Raw genomic sequence first — 18,547 nt, 5'->3', positions numbered from 1 at the left:
TAATTCAGGGGACGTTAAATGAAAAAATGGTCACGCCACCTGCTCGCGGCGGGCGCCCTGGCGCTGGGTATGAGTGCCGCTCATGCCTCCGACAACGACACGCTCTATTTCTATAACTGGACTGAGTATGTGCCGCCGGGCCTGCTGGAACAGTTCACTAAAGAGACTGGCATTAAGGTGATTTATTCGACCTACGAGTCGAACGAAACCATGTATGCCAAACTCAAAACCTATAAAGATGGCGCGTATGACCTGGTTGTTCCTTCTACATACTATGTCGACAAAATGCGCAAAGAAGGCATGATCCAGAAGATCGATAAGTCGAAATTAACCAATTTCCACAACCTCGATCCGGAAATGCTCAACAAACCGTTTGACCCCAACAACGATTATTCTGTTCCGTATATCTGGGGCGCAACGGCGATTGGCGTGAACAGCGATGCTATCGATCCAAAAACCATTACCAGCTGGGCTGACTTGTGGAAACCGGAATATAAAAACAGCCTGCTTTTAACCGACGATGCGCGAGAAGTCTTCCAGATGGCGCTGCGCAAGCTAGGTTATTCCGGTAACACTACCGATCCGAAAGAGATCGAAGCGGCATATGAAGAGTTGAAAAAACTGATGCCGAACGTAGCGGCCTTCAACTCCGATAATCCGGCGAATCCGTATATGGAAGGGGAAGTCAACCTGGGGATGGTGTGGAACGGTTCGGCCTTCGTTGCTCGTCAGGCTGGCACGCCGCTGGAGGTCGTCTGGCCGAAGGAAGGCGGTATTTTCTGGATGGACAGCCTGGCTATTCCGGCGAACGCGAAAAATAAAGAGGGCGCGCTGAAGCTAATCAACTTCCTGCTGCGTCCTGACGTCGCGAAAGAGGTGGCAGAAACCATCGGCTACCCTACCCCCAATCTGGCGGCGCGTAAGCTGTTAAGCCCGGAGGTCGCCAATGATAAGTCGCTCTATCCGGATGCGCAAACCATCAGCAAAGGCGAGTGGCAAAACGATGTCGGCGACGCCAGCGCCATTTATGAAGAGTATTATCAGAAGCTAAAAGCAGGACGCTAATTCAGCCAAAGCGCCTGTCAGGCCTACAGATGAACGTAACGTGAAATGTAGGCCGGATAAGGCGTTACCGGGCAAACAGCACTACAGCCCTTTCAGGAATTTATCAACAAATTCCGGCACAACCTGGCTTGCCGGGCCGTAGTGCTTCTCTTCAAACTCGCTGCCGACCTGGCTTGGCTCAAGATTCAGTTCCACCGTATGTGCGCCGTGCAGTTTTGCTTCATGCACAAAACCCGCAGCCGGATAGACATGACCAGATGTGCCAATGGCGATAAAAATATCCGCCATCGACAGCGCCATATAAATTTCATCCATGCCAAGCGGCATCTCGCCAAACCACACCACGTGCGGACGTAGCGGCGCCGGGAACTGACAGCAGTGACATTTATCTTCCGGCATCACATCGCCGTTCCATTCCAGAATCTGGCCGCTTTGCGAACAGCGCACCTTCAACAGCTCGCCATGCATATGAATGATGTTGCGATTGCCCGCGCGTTCATGCAAATTGTCGATGTTTTGCGTCACCAGCAAAAAGCGATCGCCAAGCGCTTCTTCAAGCTTCGCTAACGCCAGATGCGCCGCATTGGGTTGTATTTCCGGCTGTTGAAGCTGCTGACGGCGGGCATTATAAAATGTCTGCACCAGCCCCGGATTACGGGCGAATCCTTCCGGCGTTGCCACGTCTTCAACCCGATGCTCTTCCCAAAGGCCATCCGCCGCGCGAAACGTACGAATACCAGACTCTGCAGAAATTCCTGCACCTGTAAGGACTAATACTCTTGGGTTTTCCATCATTTCCGGCACCACTCTGTCTCTGAAAAAGATCCGCTGGCGCAGACGTTCACGCAACAGACGTTTATTTTTACGAAAGCGGCTTAATCGATGAAACCGACGCGACTGCATAACAACCTCTTTTTTTGATTAGTCGGTAAGATGTAAAAAAGCAGCACCGCGCATCCCACCTGCATCCCCATGCCGCGCACGCTCAATGCGCGGCGCGCGGGCAACAGGGAGGAGATGGCGCGGCAGTCTTTCCGCCAGTTGCGTTGTTATTGCCGTAAAGTTCGATAGTCCGCCGCCGATCACCAATAAATCGGGATCGACAATCGTCAGTATATTCCCCAGACAAACCGCCAGTAAATCCAGATAGCGCTCAACATGCGCGTGCGCCTGCTCATCGCCCTGCTCCCACAACGCGATAATCTCCGGCGCCTGCAGCGATTGATCATAATAATGCTGATATAGCCACGCAAACCCGCGCCCGGACAGATAATTCTCAATGCAGCCCATCTGACCGCATCCACAACGGAGGAGAGGAAAATCAAACCCCATCAACGTTAGCGCGTCAACCGGCAAACGCATATGACCAAACTCGCCGGTGATATAGCTCTGACCGGTAATCGGCTTCCCGTTTAGCACCAAGCCACCGCCGACGCCGGTGCCGAGGATAAGCCCCATAACCAAAGGATATTGCGTGAATTCATCATCCCAGGCTTCGGACAAGGCAAAACAGTTAGCGTCATTGTCCAGACGCACATCGCGATCCAGTCGGGCGCTGAGATCGGCGCGCAACGGCTTACCGCTGGCTGCCGGGACATTCGCGGCGTACAGCGTGCCGTCTTCGGTTTCCGGCATACCGGGTATGCCAATCCCTACCGACCCTTTTACGCCAAATCGCTGGTCGGCTTCCTCGACCAGTTCGCATACGGCGTCTAAAAAGGCGCTATAGCTGGTATGGGGCGTGGGAACCCGTTTTTCCCACTGCAGCCGCCGCGTTGAGTCAAATACGCCTAACGCAATCTTTGTTCCGCCAATGTCAAACCCGTAATACATCACCGCTCCTTGTTTTTATATTCCGCGATTACTGCCCGCTCAATACTCGCGCAGGGTCAATGTTGCTCGCCCGCCGCGCCGGATACCAGCTCGCCAGTAAGCTTAACAACAACGCCGTGACCAGTACGTAAACAACGTCCAGCCAATGTAATTCGGATGGCAGGAAGTCGATAAAATAGATATCGCCGGACAAAAACTGATGCCCGATCTCCTTTTCAATCCCATTAATAATGGCGGTAAGCTGAAGCGAAACGACAACGCCGATCGCCACGCCAATCAAGCTGCCCAGCAAGCCCGCCAGTAGCCCGTACCAGACGAAAATGGCACGAATCAAACCATCTTTCGCCCCCAGCGTTCTTAATACCGCAATGTCGCCGCTTTTGTCTTTTACCGCCATCACTAAGGTGGAAACGATATTAAAACAGGCCACGCCGATCACCAGAATCATCGCCAGATACATAATGGCGCGAATCATCTGGATATCGCGATACATATAGCCGTAGGTGCCGATCCAGCTCTTAATGTAGACATAGCTGTTAGTCACTTCACCCGCGTCACGCACCAGTTTGTTCGCATTAAACACGTCGTGGACTTTAAGCGCGATACCGGAAACGCTGGACCCCATATCCAGATACTGCTGCGCATCCTCAAGCGGGATCATGGCGAAGCTGTGATCGAGCTGGCCGCTCAGTTGCAGAATCCCGATGACATGCAAACGCACGCGTTTGGGCTGGAGCAGCTTATGGTCGGCATTCGCATTGGGGATCATGATGGACACCCAGTCGCCCTGTTTCACGTTCAGCGCATCGGCGACGCCTTTGCCGATAATGATCTGCTGTTCGCCCGCTTTGAAATGATCCCAGGCGTGATTTTGCACAAATGACGGTAACGCGCTAAGCTGCTGCTCTTGCTTAGGGTCGACGCCTTTAACCTGAATGGCGCGCAAATTCGCCCCGCTCTCTACCAGGCCGGTAAAATTGATATACGGCGCGGCGGCGGCAATGCCCGGCACCTTCTGCACTTTTGCCAGCGCTTCACGCCAGTTGGTCCACGGCTGATTGACCGCTTCAATCTCCCCGTGCGGAACCACCGCCAGAATACGGTTATTCAACTCGCGTTCGAAACCGTTCATCGCGCTTAAACCGACAATCAATACCGCCACGCCCAGCGCGATACCGATGGTAGAAATGACGGAAATGAGCGAAACCATACCGCCGCGCCGCCGCCCACGGCTGAAGCGCAAGCCAATTAACAATGATAAAGGCGACGCCATTACTCAGCCCCCATCAGGCTCAGTTCCGCCGTCAGGCGGCCATCGCGCATCTCAAGCTGGCGGCTCATACGTTTCGCCAGTTGCAAATCGTGAGTCACCACCAGAAACGCGGTTCCCTGCAGACGATTTAACTCGCCCAGAAGCTCAAAAATACTGTCGGCATTACGCGCATCCAGATTACCGGTCGGCTCATCCGCCAGTACCAGACGCGGGTTATTCACCAACGCGCGCGCTATCGCGACACGCTGGCGCTCACCGCCGGAAAGTTCCGAAGGTCGATGGGTTGCGCGATGCTCCAGCCCTACGGCGTGCAGCATTTCTCGCGCCCGAGCGTCAATCTCCGCCGGTTTCTTTTTGCCAATCAATAATGGCATCGCCACGTTTTCCAGCGCCGTAAAATCCGGCAGGAGATGATGAAACTGATAGATAAACCCCAGTTTCTGGTTACGTAATTCCGCTTTTGCCGCAGAAGAGAGTTTGCTCATCGGCTGGCCGCTAAAAATCACATCGCCGGAGGTGGGCGTATCCAGCCCGCCTAACAGATGCAGCAACGTACTTTTACCCGAACCGGAACTGCCGACGATCGCCATCATTTCGCCTTCGCCGATACTGAAGCTGACATCGTGCAACACGTCGGTTTGTACGGTGCCTTCCTGATAGCGTTTGCACAGGTTGTCGCATTGCAACAGGATCTTATTCATAACGTAAAGCCTCAGCGGGTTGAATGGCGGCAGCGCGCCAGGAAGGATAAAGCGTAGAAAGCAGCGCGATGGCCATTGCCACCAGCGCGATAACGATCACCTGTAACGGCTCTATCGCCACGGGCAACGCAGCGCCATCCAGAAACGCGCCGATGATCGGCATCAGGTTATTCAGTTGGCTGGCAAGCAATGCGCCCAGCGCGGCGCCCAACAGCGCGCCGATAATCCCGGCGCTGGCGCCCTGCACCATAAAGACCATCATAATTTGTCGCGGCGTCAGCCCTTGAGTTTGTAAAATCGCCACTTCACCCTGCTTCTCCATAACCATCAGGCCCAACGAAGTAATAATGTTAAAAGCCGCGACCGCCACGATGAGGCTCAGCAACAATCCCATCATGTTCTTTTCCATGCGCACAGCCTGGAACAACTCGCCTTTGCGTTCGCGCCAGTCCTGCCACTTCGTGCCTTGCGGCAGCGTCTGTTGGCTGAGGGTATCGACTTGCAGCGGTTCATCCAGCCACAGACGCCAGCCGGTAATATTGCCTGCCGGATAGCGCATTAAACGCGACGCGTCCTGAATATTGACCAGCATTTCATAGCCATCGACCTCGCTATTGGCGGCAAATGTGCCAATCACCGTAAACAGACGCTGACTGGGCAGGCGTCCCATTGGCGTAAACTGGCTGGCAGATGGCACCATTAGCCGAATCTGATCGCCACGGTTGACCCCTAACTGTCCGGCGAGCTGCTCGCCGAGGATGACATTATACTTACCCGGCTGTAATTCGCTTTGCTTCACATTGACCAGATACGGCATTAACGGATCTTTTTGCGCCGGATCGATACCCAACATCACGCCAACCGCAACGCTACGCGCGCTTTGCAGTACGACATCGCCCGTCGTCAGCGGCGCAATACGGTTAACGCCTTGCAGATTCACCGCTTTTTCCGGCATCTGATTCGGGTTAAGAGAACCATGTTCAGCAGAGAGGATGGCCTGAGGCATCAAACCAAGAATGTTATTTTGCAGTTCGCGCTCAAAACCGTTCATCACCGACAATACCGTGACCAGCGCCATCACCCCCAGGGTAATGCCGATAGTGGAAAGCCAGGAAACGAAGCGACCGAAGCGATCTGCTGCACGCCCGCGCATGTAACGCAGGCCGATGAATAGAGCGACAGGTTGATACATGTAATCCGTCTGGTTGCTGTTAGCAAAGTCCCGAGTATATAAGCGAAAGCGGAATGCGTAAATGTCTGAACCGTAAGAGTTCGTCAGCGTTATTCTGAAAAAGGCCGACAAATCAAGTCACTTACATGTTCATACTTTACCTGTTCGGCGCGTTATCCGGCGGATTCAATTTGCTAATAAACAACGATCGCGGATAATAAAGAACATTGCTTATCAGTCATATGCCCCTGAATACCTGAGTCCTTCATGCTGTCCCGGCGCGCAGCCAACCATGAAGCAGCCTGAAGGGTGACGCGTAGAGTGCGGCGTAAAACAAAAAGAGATACTGACAACCGTTATGCCTGAAAAACAACGTTACACGCTGCCGACAAAAGCGGGCGATCAGCGCCAGTTGGGCGAACTTACCGGCGCCGCTTGCGCTACGCTGGTGGCGGAGATAGCCGAACGCCATGCCGGTCCGGTGGTACTCATAGCGCCTGACATGCAAAATGCTCTGCGATTGCATGATGAAATCCGCCAGTTTACCGATCAGATGGTGATGAACCTGGCGGACTGGGAAACGCTACCGTATGACAGCTTCTCCCCGCATCAGGAAATTATCTCTTCGCGCCTGTCCACGCTCTACCAGTTGCCGTCGATGCAGCGCGGCGTCTTGATTGTACCGGTAAACACCCTGATGCAGCGCGTTTGTCCGCATAGCTATCTGCATGGTCATGCGCTGGTGATGAAAAAAGGCCAGCGGTTGTCCCGCGACGCTCTGCGCGCGCAGCTTGACAGCGCCGGTTATCGGCATGTCGATCAGGTGATGGAGCATGGCGAATACGCGACGCGCGGCGCGCTGTTGGATCTCTTTCCGATGGGCAGCGAACAGCCTTATCGCCTCGACTTTTTTGATGATGAAATCGACAGCCTGCGTCTGTTTGACGCGGATACCCAGCGTACGCTGGAGGAGGTCGAGGCCATCAATTTGTTGCCCGCGCACGAATTTCCTACCGACAAAGCCGCTATTGAGCTTTTCCGTAGCCAGTGGCGCGATACCTTTGAGGTAAAACGCGACGCCGAGCACATCTATCAGCAGGTCAGCAAAGGCACTCTGCCCGCCGGGATCGAATACTGGCAGCCGCTCTTTTTCAGCGAACCGTTACCGCCATTATTTAGCTATTTCCCCGCCAATACTCTGGTGGTGAATACCGGCTCGCTGGAAACCAGCGCCGAACGCTTTCAGGCCGATACGCTGGCGCGTTTTGAAAATCGTGGCGTCGATCCTATGCGCCCGCTTTTGCCGCCGGAAGCCCTCTGGCTACGGGTGGATGAGCTCTTTTCCGAGCTTAAACGCTGGCCTCGCCTCCAGCTTAAAACCGACCACCTGCCGGAAAAAGCCGCCAATACCAATCTCGGTTTCCAGAAATTACCGGATTTGGCTATCCAGGCGCAGCAGAAAGCGCCGCTGGACGCGCTGCGTAAGTTCCTCGAATCTTTCAGCGGTCCGGTGATTTTTTCTGTGGAAAGCGAAGGACGCCGCGAAGCGCTGGGAGAGCTCCTGGCCCGCATAAAAATCGCGCCGAAGCGGATATTACGCCTGGACGAGGCGCAGGATGCGGGACGCTATCTGATGATTGGCGCCGCAGAACATGGTTTTATCGACACCCAACGCAATCTGGCGCTGATTTGCGAAAGCGATCTCCTGGGTGAACGGGTCGCGCGTCGCCGCCTGGATTCCCGTCGTACGATCAACCCGGATACGTTGATTCGTAACCTGGCGGAGCTCCACGTCGGTCAACCGGTAGTGCATCTGGAGCACGGCGTCGGACGCTATGCCGGCATGACCACTCTGGAGGCTGGCGGCATCAAGGGTGAGTATCTGATGCTCACCTACGCCAATGACGCCAAACTGTATGTGCCGGTTTCCTCATTGCATCTGATTAGCCGCTATGCTGGCGGCGCGGAAGAAAGTGCGCCGCTGCATAAACTGGGCGGCGACGCCTGGTCGCGCGCCCGGCAGAAAGCGGCGGAAAAAGTGCGCGATGTCGCAGCGGAACTGTTGGATATTTATGCGCAACGGGTGGCAAAAGAGGGTTTTGCCTTTAAGCATGATCGTGAGCAGTATCAGTTATTCTGCGACAGCTTCCCGTTTGAAACGACGCCCGATCAGGCACAGGCGATTAACGCCGTATTGAGCGATATGTGCCAACCGCTGGCGATGGACAGGCTGGTGTGCGGCGACGTCGGCTTCGGCAAAACCGAAGTGGCGATGCGCGCCGCGTTCCTGGCGGTGGAAAACCATAAACAGGTAGCGGTACTGGTGCCGACCACGCTGCTGGCGCAGCAACACTATGACAACTTCCGCGACCGTTTCGCCAACTGGCCGGTACGCATTGAGATGCTGTCCCGCTTTCGCAGCGCCAAAGAGCAGACGCAAATCCTGGCGGAAGCCGCCGAGGGTAAGATCGATATTCTGATCGGTACGCATAAACTGCTACAAAGCGATGTGAAGCTGCGCGACCTCGGCCTGCTGATTGTCGATGAAGAGCACCGTTTCGGCGTGCGCCACAAAGAGCGAATTAAGGCGATGCGCGCCGATGTCGATATTCTGACGCTCACGGCGACGCCGATCCCGCGGACGCTGAATATGGCGATGAGCGGTATGCGCGATCTCTCCATTATCGCCACCCCCCCTGCCCGTCGTCTGGCGGTAAAAACCTTTGTCCGCGAGTATGATAGCCTGGTAGTAAGGGAAGCGATTCTGCGTGAAATCCTGCGCGGAGGTCAGGTTTACTATTTGTACAATGACGTCGAAAATATTCAGAAAGCCGCAGAGCGGCTGGCGGAACTGGTGCCGGAAGCGCGAATCGCTATAGGCCACGGGCAGATGCGCGAACGTGAGCTGGAACGGGTCATGAATGATTTCCACCATCAACGTTTTAACGTGCTGGTGTGTACTACCATTATCGAAACGGGGATCGACATTCCCACCGCTAACACGATCATCATTGAACGCGCGGATCATTTCGGCCTCGCGCAGTTGCACCAGCTGCGTGGCCGCGTTGGGCGCTCGCACCACCAGGCCTACGCCTGGCTGTTGACGCCACATCCTAAGGCCATGACCACCGATGCGCAAAAACGGCTGGAGGCGATTGCGTCGCTGGAGGATTTAGGCGCCGGGTTTGCGCTGGCGACCCACGATCTGGAGATCCGCGGCGCGGGCGAACTGCTTGGCGAAGAGCAAAGCGGCTCAATGGAAACCATTGGCTTCTCACTCTACATGGAACTGCTGGAAAACGCCGTTGATGCGCTGAAAGCAGGCCGCGAACCCTCGCTGGAAGATCTCACCAGTCAGCAAACGGAAGTCGAGCTGCGAATGCCGTCGTTACTGCCAGATGATTTTATTCCGGATGTTAATACCCGGCTGTCATTCTATAAACGCATTGCCAGCGCGAAGAACGAAAACGAGCTGGAAGAGATCAAAGTGGAATTGATCGACCGCTTCGGCCTGCTGCCCGATCCGGCGCGTAATCTGCTGGATATCGCACGCCTGCGCCAACAGGCGCAAAAGCTCGGCATCCGAAAACTGGAGGGTAACGAGAAAGGCGGAACGATTGAGTTCGCCGAGAAAAACCACGTTGACCCCGCCTGGCTTATCGGGTTGCTGCAAAAACAGCCGCAGCATTTCCGTCTGGATGGCCCGACGCGCCTCAAGTTTATTCAGGATTTAAGCGAACGTAAAACGCGTATAGACTGGGTACGCCAGTTTATGCAGCAACTGGAAGAAAACGCTATTGCATAAGCGTCAGGCCGGGCGTCATTACTCTGCGTCCGGCCTAATCTTTACAAATTCTTTGCACTTCCCTGCAGTTCCAGACACAGCCAACCGCCATAATTCTTATTTCCTCTTTTATAAAAATAACCACATAATAATCATGGGTTTATTATAATGTTCAACAATACGCGACTCTCTCGCTGGTGGGCGTTGCTTGCGCTTACCGCGACCATTATGCTTGCCCTTCCCGCGCAGGCGAATACGTGGCCTCTTCCGCCCCCCGGCAGTCGACTGGTGGGAGAAAATAAATTCCATGTCGTTGAAGACGGCGGCGGCTCGCTGGAGGCGATCGCCAAAAAATATAACGTGGGCTTTTTAGCCCTGTTACAGGCCAACCCCGGCATTGATCCTTACGTGCCACGCGCAGGCAGCGTGCTAACGATTCCGCTGCAAACGCTGCTACCGGACGCGCCACGTGAAGGTATCGTCATTAACCTCGCGGAATTACGGCTTTACTATTATCAACCGGGGAAAAATACGGTCACGGTCTACCCTATCGGGATTGGCCAACTGGGCGGCGATACCCTGACGCCAACGATGGTGACGACCATTTCGGATAAACGCGCCAATCCAACCTGGACGCCGACCGCCAATATTCGCGCCCGTTATAAAGCGCAAGGTATCGATCTCCCCGCCGTGGTGCCTGCCGGTCCCGATAACCCAATGGGGCATCACGCGATTCGTTTAGCGGCCTACGGCGGCGTCTATCTGTTACATGGCACGAATGCCGATTTTGGCATTGGTATGCGCGTCAGTTCCGGCTGTATCCGTCTGCGCGACGGTGATATAGAGACATTGTTCCGTCAGGTCACGCCGGGAACCAAAGTGAATATAATCAATACGCCGATTAAAGCCTCGGTGGAGCCAGGCGGCGTGCGACTGGTGGAAGTTCATCAGCCGCTGTCTAAAAATATAGGCGACGATCCACAGGTGCTGCCGATTGTGCTGAATGGCCCGATGCAGGCCTTTAAGGACGCGCCGCAGACCGATGCTGCGGTGATGGAACATGTTATGGAAGTGCGTTCCGGAATGCCGGTGGATGTAACCCGTCAATCAGAGGCGAAACCGCAGTCGCTGTAAGCGTGAATAGCTGACCGACAAAAAAGCCTCGCGATGCATCGCGAGGCTTTCTTTTTTTATTGTGGCAATCGCAGCGGCATTAATGAGGGTTAATGCTTACTTATAGATTACCGCCGTACCGTGAAGGGTATTCGGGCCGGTAACAGAGGTAATACGGAAAGACTTCGCCCCCATCTCCTGCGCTTTTTGCGCCAGCTGATCTTCCAGCGAGCCCAGATTCGTGCCGCCATTCGCGGAAATGGTGCCGAACTTCTGTTGACCTTCTGGCGTTACCTGAACTTCAACGGCGGCGAAGCTGGCGAATGAGAGCGAACTCAGTACGGCAGCAGCGATGAGGGTTTTTACGTTTTTCATAGTGATGACCTTTAGCAGATGAATGGGTGTCGCAAGCATTAACTTAACGATCGATAAATTAATCATAGATGTGATCTACATCACACGTCAACCTCTTTTTATAATGATCGTTATATAATTTATAAAGATGTTATTTTTCATGTGAATAGAATTGATTTATTTTTCTAATGAATACTCTGGAGCCAGAAGTGGTTTGTTTTTATAATAGAGAGACCGCTCTTTAAACAGGTACAACGGCATCATGACAACGGATACCACGAGTTGCGCGAAGAAAAGCCGTGGCCGACCAAAAGTGTTCGACAGGGAAGCCGCGCTTGATAAGGCCATGACTCTCTTCTGGCAGCACGGCTATGAAGCAACTTCGCTTGCCGATCTCGTAGAGGCTACCGGGGCGAAAGCGCCTACTCTCTATGCGGAATTCACTAACAAAGAAGGATTATTTCGCGCTGTCTTGGATCGCTACATCACTCGCTTTGCCTCAAAGCACGAAGCCCAGCTCTTTTGTGAAGAGAAAAGCGTGGAATCGGCGCTGGAAGATTACTTCACAGAAATTGCCGCCTGCTTTACCAGTACAGACACGCCGGCTGGCTGCTTTATGATTAATACGTCCGCCACCCTTGCCGCCTCCTCGCGCGATATCGCCCGCACGGTAAAATCACGCCACGCCATGCAGGAACAGACGCTCATCCAGTTTCTGCGCCAACGTCAGGAGCGCGGTGAAATTCCGGCACACTGTAACCCGCAGGCGCTCGCGGAATATATAAACTGTATTTTACAGGGAATGTCGATCAGCGCCCGTGAAGGAGCCACCTTCGAACAACTGATGCAAATTACGCATACGACTCTGCGCATCTGGCCTGAACTGCTCAAGCCCTGAACGACGGGTCATCGGATAAAAAAAAGCCCCTCAGCCTGAGCGAATGAGGGGCTAACTTGCAGAGTACAGCTTTTTTATGCTTTGTTATTCAGAACCAGTTGGCCATTGCCGTCGAGAGGAATTTGCGTTCCGGGGTCTTTATCCATGCGGATTTTGCCCTGCTGATCGCCAATTTTGTAGGTCACGTCGTAGCCAAGCATCTTTTCAGATTTGTCATACACCGTCTTACAGCGTTGCTGCGTGGTAGTGTAGGTATCACTTTCCTGCATTGATCCCTGGATTTGATTGCCAGCATAACCGCCGCCCAGCGCCCCGACGACTGTCGCCACATCTTTACCACGACCGCCGCCAAATTGATGTCCAATCACGCCGCCTGCTACTGCGCCAAGCACCGAGCCGGCAATACGGTTTTCGTCCTGAACCGGTCTGCGATGCGTGACCGTGACATTACGGCACTCCTGACGCGGCGTTTTTACCGTCTCTTTAATCGGTTTAGCCGATATCACCTGCGCATATTGCGGACCACGATCAAATACGTTGAGACTGGCCACTGCCGCCACACCCAGCGCAGCCGCTACGCCAATCCCTATACCCGCCAACATTGATTTATTCACGGGAGTTCCTCCTTCGTTGCTATTGGTAACAATTTTGCAACCAGTATGCGAACAAAGCCAATCGGAATGAGGATGAAAAATGCGGGATGAGGCGGTAAAGCTGAAGGATTCGGACAACTCCGAAGCGAGTGATGGAGAAGCGCTCACCGGCGCGAGCAGCCGGTGAGGCGCAGAGAAATTAATGCAGTTTCAGACGCGGACGAATGACGCGGTTAATACTGCCCACCAGCATCATCAGGCCGGTTTTAAAGTATCCATGCAGCGCTATCTGGTGCATACGGTATAGCGAGATATACACGAAGCGGGCGATACGTCCTTCAATCATCATTGAACCGCGGGTCAGGTTCCCCATCAGACTACCCACGGTAGAGAAGTTGGACAGAGAGACCAGCGATCCATGATCTTTATACTGGTAAGCTTTCAGCGGTTTGCCATTCATCTGCGCCAGAATGTTATTCATCGCGCAGGTAGCCATCTGATGCGCCGCCTGAGCACGAGGCGGCACAAAACCTCCCTCCGGACGTGCGCAGGAAGCGCAGTCGCCAATCGCATAAATATCAGGATCGCGCGTGGTTTGCAGCGTCGGTTCCACTACCAGTTGGTTAATGCGGTTCGTTTCCAGACCACCAATTTCTTTCATAAAATCTGGCGCTTTGATACCCGCCGCCCACACCATCAGATCGGCCTGAATATATTCACCTTCTTTCGTATGCAGACCGCCTTCGTCGGCGCTGGTGACCATAGTTTGCGTCAGCACGCGAACGCCCAGTTTGGTCAGTTCATTATGCGCGGCGCTGGAGATACGCGGCGGCAACGCAGGCAGAATACGCTCGCCAGCCTCAACCAACGTCACGTTCAGCGCGTCGTTGGTCAGCCCCTTATAACCATAGCTATGCAGCTGTTTTACCGCATTATGCAGTTCAGCCGACAGCTCAACCCCCGTCGCACCGCCGCCAACGATGGCGATATTGACCTTACCGTTCGCGCCCAGATTAGCCGAATACTTGAGGAATAGATTCAGCATCTCCTGGTGAAAACGGCGCGCCTGATGCGGGTTATCGAGGAAGATACAGTGCTCTTTCACGCCCGGCGTGTTGAAATCATTAGAGGTGCTGCCCAGCGCCATCACCAGCGTGTCATACGCGATTTTGCGCTCCGGCACCAGCAGTTCGCCCTTTTCATCACGCAACTCGGCAATGGTGATGGTCTTCGCTTCGCGATCGATATCCATCACCGACCCCAGCTGGAACTGGAAACCATGATTACGCGCATGAGCCAGATAGCTCAGCGCATCCACGCCTTCGTCCAGAGAGCCAGTCGCCACTTCGTGCAGCAATGGTTTCCACAGATGGCTGTGATTTCTGTCTACCAGCGTGATTTTCGCTTTTTTCTTGCGCCCCAGTTTATGGCCTAACTGCGTCGCCATTTCCAGCCCGCCAGCGCCGCCGCCGACAATCACGATCTTTTTTAATGGTGTAGTCAACGTGACCCCCTTAAATTTATTAACCAATTGTTAATTAAAAGTTATTAGTATAGCCTTTAATTAACAACAAGTTACGTTAATGAGAATAAGCTTCTGATATGAGAATAGCATGAACGGTGCATTGGTCATACCAAAATTGATGTGCATCAAGTTTTCATGCTGAAAAGATAGACAGTTTGCGAGAATTGAGCATAAAAAAACCAGCCGCAAGGCTGGTTATCCGGTCACTGATAACGCCATATTGCCGGGGGCGTTACCCCAGCGTTTTAAACGCTTTGATACGTTGCAAATGCGGCGAAATATTTTTGAATTTGTGAGTCTGTTCCTCATCCCACACAATTTCATAAAACGGGTGAAGCGCTTGCGCTGAGCGTTGGCTGTCCAGCGCTTCGTCATGACGCGAGAGGATCACCAGACAACGATCGCGATTTTTTTCGCGAAAGTTGGTCACGCACTTTGTAGCGATGTCCGCATATTCTTCCGGGCGATCGATTTTCCCCTCCATGTTTTCATAGGGGAACAGGTTCGGGTTAAAAACCACCTGACGGATATCGCACAAAAAGCCAATCCGCTCCGCCCAGTAACCGCCCAGCCCCACGCCACAGATTAAAGGGCGCTCGTCCACATTCAACTGCAACATTTTGTCCACTTCTTTCAGCAGATGCTGCATATCGTGCTTAGGATGCCGCGTACTGTAGCTTACCAGCCGAACATCCGGGTCGATAAACTGTAATTGCAACACTTTTTCATGGTTGCCCGGACTATTTGAATCAAAACCGTGTAAATAAATAATCATCTGGCACCCTCACGAAAACTCGAGTTAATGACCTGCTTTTTCTTCCTGCCAGCGTTCATGTAACTGGTTGAGCTGGGCGCTGGCTGTTTTCCAGCGTGCTGAGTCCATGAGCTCCCGGCGTGAAAATGAACCTTTATGATACAAACGTGTAACACGTTCTGCTTTGATCGGCGACCGATTATCCAACACGCTGACTGCGCCTTTACGATTATTGCAGACCAGAATCATATCGCAACCCGCATCCAGCGACGCCTGAGCGCGCTCAGCATAGCTGCCCATAATCGCCGCGCCCTCCATCGACAGATCGTCGGAGAAAATGACGCCATCAAAGCCTAACTCCTGACGCAGCACCGTTTTCAGCCAGTACGGCGAACCGCTTGCCGGACGCGGATCGATAGCGCGGTAGATCACGTGGGCAGGCATAATCGCATCCAGTTTATTCTCGCTAATCAGCGTGCGGAACACCGACATATCTTTGCCACGGATGTCCGTTTCAGGACGTGGATCGCACGGCGTCTCTTTGTGGGAGTCCGCCGTGACCGCGCCGTGGCCGGGGAAATGCTTACCGGTCGTTTTCATCCCGGCGTCATGCATGCCGTCAATAAAGCGTGTTGCCATTGCCAACGCTTTTGCGGGATCGGCATGATAAGAACGCTCGCCAATTGCCGCGCTGATATGCCCGACGTCCAGCACTGGCGCAAAACTGATATCAATATCCATCGCGATCATTTCGCTGGCCATCAGCCACCCTGCCTCCTGCGCCAGTCGCCCCCCCTCTTCCAGCCCATGCAGCGCAAAAAAAGATTGCGCCGCGGGCAGGCGGGTAAACCCTTCACGGAAACGCTGTACGCGCCCGCCTTCCTGATCGACGGCCACCACCAGATGGTTACGCGATGCCGCCCGAATCTGGCGCACTAATTCGCGCAGCTGTTCCGGGTCATGGTAATTACGCGTGAACAGAATAAGCCCGCCAACCAGCGGATGCGCCAGTATCTCGCGCTCCTCCGCATCCAGCTCACATCCTTCGACATTCAACATTACTGGGCCCACACTGCTCTCCTTATCCTTTCATACGTAGCTGGCGCCAGGTTTCATCGGCCAGCCTGATAAATTGTTGCTCGTCGGTTTGTCGCCAGCGGTATTCGAACCACCCTGCTTTTAGCATAATGACCCAGGGGTGCCATAATCGTATCTGTCGCCAAAGCTGCCGGGCGTCGATTCGCGCGCGCGCGGCATAAGCGTTTGCCAAGTGTCGGTGCTGGCGTTCATTCTCAACCCATACTGCCGCCAGCTCCAACGCAATATCGCCGTCGCCGGCATACTCCCAGTCAATCAGTCTCAACCCGGCGGACGTTAATACTATATTGTCGCCATGGACATCCATATGCAAAGGCGCGAGCCGAAGCGGGCGAGGTTCACCGTTTTTTTGCAACTGTTTGAGCCGCCGCAACCAAAACGGCGTACGCCTTGCCGGATCGCAACACGACCAGTACTGCGCCAATAGTGGCGATAGCGCGATACGCCAGCCAAAACGCGGCTGTTGATGCAAATGATACAGTAAGGCCGCCAGTTCGTCGGCATCTGGCAGAGCGGAATTTACCACACCATGCAGATATTCTACCGCCATCCAGCCTGGAGTATAAAAAAGCGCTCGCGGCGCAAGACTGGCCGGCAATTGGGATAAGGCGCGGTAATGACGTAAAAAATGGGCTGGTGGAGCGTCGGGGTCGTGATGACGGCGCAGCACGACACGGTGAGTATCGTGGGCAATAATACAGCTCCCGCCGCTTAGCCCCTGCGATGCGGCGACGGCGGGACGATACTGGGGAAAATAGCGCGACAGGATCTCGTCGCGCGTTAAGGGATTATTGTTGTTGGACCGCACCTTTACCTGACCAGATTATCTCGCCGGTTTGCACCAGCATTAACTGCATCTGTAATGCAGGCGCGTTAACGTTACCGGATGCGCTGGAGTAAAGTACATATTGCGCCCCGACATTGCGCGCAATGCCAATAGCTTTACTGCGCGTTCCCAGACTATCCTGCGGAGACAATCCTAACTGCTGTTTTGCCATCGAGAGTTGCTGTACGGACACCAGCGTAAATTTACCGTTGTTCGCCAGCGCATTACGTAACGTTTCCGTTGCCTCGTTCGCATTTAACGACCCATTCGTCCGGTTATTCACGCTGTCAACAAGCAATACGCTTCCGGCCGTCACGCCATCAGCCTGCAACATTTTGCTGACCAGCGGTTGCATCGCGCCGTTCCAGTCATAGTGGCGCACCTTAGGCGCTGGCTGGCCCGTTTGATCTTCATGTTCGATCGGCCCCGGTTGCTGTGGAATCGTTGGCACAGACGGCACAACAGGAGGCTGCGGCGGCTGCGCGGGTTGTTCTGGCGCTGGTTTTACCTCTTCAACTGGCGCAGGTTGACGTTGCGCCATACACCCGGAGAGAAATATCGCCAGCGCAGCAATGGCGGCGTAGCGATGCATTTTTGTCATCAAAATTCACTCCTCACAAATAAAGATAAAGCCTGACCTTATGCGCCCCCAGATAATTGGCGCTGCCAAATAGCGTTACCGACGAACGCGCGGGTATGGTTACGCTACGCGGCGCCTCCAGCGGATGCATCTCCAGCCCCCGCGCGTCATACCAGTAAAACCGATAATGAACGGTTATGGGCTCTTGCCTTTCGTTATAGACGCGGGAAGAGGCTGATGGCTGGATATCAGACGCCGTCAGTTCAGGCGGCTCTGCGGTGACGCCCGCCGCCAGAACCGTGGACTCCATCACCAGCGACTGCGCGTCGCTTACCGGAATTTCAGGGTGTGACCGGCAGCCGGTAAGCAGCAGCAAGCCCAGAGAAACCGCGATGCATCCTTTGATCATACTTACAAGCCTTTATGCGCCAGCATCGGGCCTAGCGGGCGGCCGCCCAGTAGGTGCATATGGATATGATAAACCTCCTGGCCCCCATGACGGTTGGTATTCATGATTAAACGATACCCATCTTCGGCAATGCCTTCTTGTTCAGCGATTTTCGCCGCCACGGTGATCATCCGACCTAACGCCTGTTCATGTTCCGCCGTCACGTCATTGACGGTTGGGATCAGGATATTGGGAATAATCAAGATATGCGTCGGCGCCTGCGGTGAAATATCACGAAAGGCGGTGACCAGCTCATCCTGATAAACGATATCCGAAGGGATTTCACGACGAATAATTTTGCTGAATATAGTTTCTTCTGCCACGACGTTTTCCTTTTTCATAATAGCCCTTGCAGCGCACATGCTACGCCGAGCCATACTGCGAGTATAGAGTATGAGCGAGTTACCGACGCTCTTTCAACTTTAACCCACGATTTATTAAGCGAAAAATGACTACATGCTGGACTTACCGCCATATCCCCCTGCCATGACGCCTTTGTACGCTTAAAAAATATTTCTAGTTTCCCTGGTT

At 53.9% G+C, this 18,547-nt stretch carries 18 protein-coding genes; 4 read left to right on the top strand and 14 right to left on the bottom strand.

Annotated features, from left to right (window positions below; all coding sequences use genetic code 11):
- The first annotated feature begins 18 nt into the window (after positions 1-18).
- On the top strand, positions 19-1,065 hold the full coding sequence (gene potD, locus ACFK9X_RS10355) for a spermidine/putrescine ABC transporter substrate-binding protein PotD (protein WP_000759329.1): 1,047 nt from the start codon (positions 19-21) through the stop codon (positions 1,063-1,065).
- 81 nt (positions 1,066-1,146) lie between these two features.
- On the opposite strand, the gene cobB is transcribed toward potD, so the two are convergent.
- Genes cobB through lolC form a run of 5 tightly spaced genes read right to left on the bottom strand, consistent with a single transcriptional unit; the run spans position 1,147 to position 6,064 of the window.
- Complete coding sequence (gene cobB / locus ACFK9X_RS10350; RefSeq protein WP_001191856.1) at positions 1,147-1,968, bottom strand: Sir2 family NAD+-dependent deacetylase; 822 nt, start codon at positions 1,966-1,968, stop codon at positions 1,147-1,149.
- A gap of 18 nt (positions 1,969-1,986) precedes the next feature.
- Positions 1,987-2,898, bottom strand: coding sequence for an N-acetylglucosamine kinase (nagK, locus tag ACFK9X_RS10345; protein WP_151116346.1), 912 nt, complete (start codon positions 2,896-2,898; stop codon positions 1,987-1,989).
- 28 nt (positions 2,899-2,926) lie between these two features.
- Positions 2,927-4,171: a lipoprotein-releasing ABC transporter permease subunit LolE gene (lolE, locus tag ACFK9X_RS10340; protein ID WP_000168092.1), complete on the bottom strand. Its 1,245-nt coding sequence runs from the start codon at positions 4,169-4,171 to the stop codon at positions 2,927-2,929.
- Positions 4,171-4,872: a lipoprotein-releasing ABC transporter ATP-binding protein LolD gene (gene lolD / locus ACFK9X_RS10335; RefSeq protein WP_001033714.1), complete on the bottom strand. Its 702-nt coding sequence runs from the start codon at positions 4,870-4,872 to the stop codon at positions 4,171-4,173. The genes lolE and lolD overlap by 1 nt, the downstream gene beginning before the upstream one ends.
- On the bottom strand, positions 4,865-6,064 hold the full coding sequence (gene lolC, locus ACFK9X_RS10330) for a lipoprotein-releasing ABC transporter permease subunit LolC (protein ID WP_191964521.1): 1,200 nt from the start codon (positions 6,062-6,064) through the stop codon (positions 4,865-4,867). The genes lolD and lolC overlap by 8 nt, the downstream gene beginning before the upstream one ends.
- Before the next feature lie 337 nt (positions 6,065-6,401).
- On the opposite strand from lolC, the gene mfd reads away from it, so the two are divergent.
- Positions 6,402-9,848 (top strand): transcription-repair coupling factor, encoded by a 3,447-nt coding sequence (gene mfd / locus ACFK9X_RS10325; protein ID WP_151116342.1) that lies wholly within the window; start codon positions 6,402-6,404, stop codon positions 9,846-9,848.
- Positions 9,849-9,995: 147 nt separating this feature from the next.
- Positions 9,996-10,961 (top strand): L,D-transpeptidase family protein, encoded by a 966-nt coding sequence (locus ACFK9X_RS10320; protein ID WP_151116340.1) that lies wholly within the window; start codon positions 9,996-9,998, stop codon positions 10,959-10,961.
- Positions 10,962-11,057: 96 nt separating this feature from the next.
- Here the strand turns inward: ACFK9X_RS10320 and bhsA are convergent, their stop codons facing one another.
- Complete coding sequence (gene bhsA / locus ACFK9X_RS10315; RefSeq protein WP_151116338.1) at positions 11,058-11,315, bottom strand: multiple stress resistance protein BhsA; 258 nt, start codon at positions 11,313-11,315, stop codon at positions 11,058-11,060.
- Positions 11,316-11,556: 241 nt separating this feature from the next.
- On the opposite strand from bhsA, the gene comR reads away from it, so the two are divergent.
- Complete coding sequence (gene comR, locus ACFK9X_RS10310; RefSeq protein WP_000205983.1) at positions 11,557-12,192, top strand: TetR family copper-responsive transcriptional repressor ComR; 636 nt, start codon at positions 11,557-11,559, stop codon at positions 12,190-12,192.
- A 74-nt stretch (positions 12,193-12,266) separates the two neighbouring features.
- On the opposite strand, the gene ACFK9X_RS10305 is transcribed toward comR, so the two are convergent.
- The 8 genes from ACFK9X_RS10305 to hinT all read right to left on the bottom strand — a co-directional run bounded on the left by ACFK9X_RS10305 (position 12,267) and on the right by hinT (position 18,339).
- Complete coding sequence (locus ACFK9X_RS10305; RefSeq protein ID WP_001043449.1) at positions 12,267-12,806, bottom strand: glycine zipper 2TM domain-containing protein; 540 nt, start codon at positions 12,804-12,806, stop codon at positions 12,267-12,269.
- 178 nt (positions 12,807-12,984) lie between these two features.
- Complete coding sequence (gene ndh / locus ACFK9X_RS10300) at positions 12,985-14,289, bottom strand: NADH-quinone dehydrogenase (RefSeq protein WP_000211053.1); 1,305 nt, start codon at positions 14,287-14,289, stop codon at positions 12,985-12,987.
- A 253-nt stretch (positions 14,290-14,542) separates the two neighbouring features.
- A complete protein-coding gene (ycfP, locus tag ACFK9X_RS10295; protein ID WP_000587943.1) occupies positions 14,543-15,085 on the bottom strand; it encodes an alpha/beta hydrolase YcfP in 543 nt (180 codons plus the stop codon).
- Between the two features lie 24 nt (positions 15,086-15,109).
- Positions 15,110-16,135 carry a beta-N-acetylhexosaminidase gene (gene nagZ, locus ACFK9X_RS10290; protein WP_151116336.1) on the bottom strand — a complete coding sequence of 342 codons (1,026 nt, stop codon included), beginning with the start codon at positions 16,133-16,135 and terminating at the stop codon, positions 15,110-15,112.
- Positions 16,136-16,145: 10 nt separating this feature from the next.
- Positions 16,146-16,970, bottom strand: coding sequence for a thiamine kinase (thiK, locus tag ACFK9X_RS10285; protein ID WP_151116334.1), 825 nt, complete (start codon positions 16,968-16,970; stop codon positions 16,146-16,148).
- Positions 16,951-17,589 (bottom strand): penicillin-binding protein activator LpoB, encoded by a 639-nt coding sequence (gene lpoB, locus ACFK9X_RS10280; protein ID WP_000164359.1) that lies wholly within the window; start codon positions 17,587-17,589, stop codon positions 16,951-16,953. The genes thiK and lpoB overlap by 20 nt, the downstream gene beginning before the upstream one ends.
- A 13-nt stretch (positions 17,590-17,602) precedes the next feature.
- Positions 17,603-17,977 carry a YcfL family protein gene (locus ACFK9X_RS10275; protein WP_000589563.1) on the bottom strand — a complete coding sequence of 125 codons (375 nt, stop codon included), beginning with the start codon at positions 17,975-17,977 and terminating at the stop codon, positions 17,603-17,605.
- A 2-nt stretch (positions 17,978-17,979) separates the two neighbouring features.
- On the bottom strand, positions 17,980-18,339 hold the full coding sequence (hinT, locus tag ACFK9X_RS10270) for a purine nucleoside phosphoramidase (RefSeq protein WP_001532068.1): 360 nt from the start codon (positions 18,337-18,339) through the stop codon (positions 17,980-17,982).
- Positions 18,340-18,547 lie beyond the last annotated feature (208 nt).

It is taken from the genome of Salmonella sp. WC3, from assembly GCF_042932255.1.
Lineage (GTDB): Bacteria > Pseudomonadota > Gammaproteobacteria > Enterobacterales > Enterobacteriaceae > Salmonella > Salmonella enterica.
The sequence above is the reverse complement of the archived record's forward strand: the minus strand, read 5'-3'. Positions and strand labels throughout refer to the sequence as shown.